This is a genomic window from Legionella worsleiensis (genome assembly GCF_001467535.1).
GTDB classification, from domain to species: Bacteria; Pseudomonadota; Gammaproteobacteria; order Legionellales; family Legionellaceae; genus Legionella; species Legionella worsleiensis.
In genome coordinates, this window is sequence record NZ_LNZC01000017.1 from 739 (window position 1) to 1106 (window position 368).

The window sequence follows — 368 nt, forward strand, 5'->3', positions numbered from 1 at the left end:
CGTAAAGTGCCCACGCCAGCAATAGTGGCGGTATCTCCTGCATTATAAGTGGCCGGATCCCCTGCCACGCTAAATTCAGTCACAATCACTGCACCGTCGACACTGCTTGTACCCGTCAGCACGTTGCCATTTAACGTCGTGTCTTCCGCCGTGCTCACAACTTCATCCGCATCACTAAAGGCATCATCAACAAGAGTAACATCGAGGCTTAAAGTCGAGGTATCGGTGCTGCTGCCATCGGTCATGGTGTAAGTCACTACAGGAACTGCACCGTTGTAATTCGCTGCAGGAACAAAACTGAACGTTCCATTGGCATTAATTTGTAGGGTACCAACTCCTGCAATAGTGGCGGTGTCACCTGCGTTATA

General features: G+C 50.3%; 1 protein-coding gene. It reads right to left on the reverse strand.

Going from position 1 to position 368, the window contains the following annotated elements; all coding sequences use genetic code 11:
- The coding region (locus tag Lwor_RS13960) for a cadherin-like domain-containing protein (protein WP_193786615.1) at positions 1-368 on the reverse strand (368 nt) is incomplete at both ends.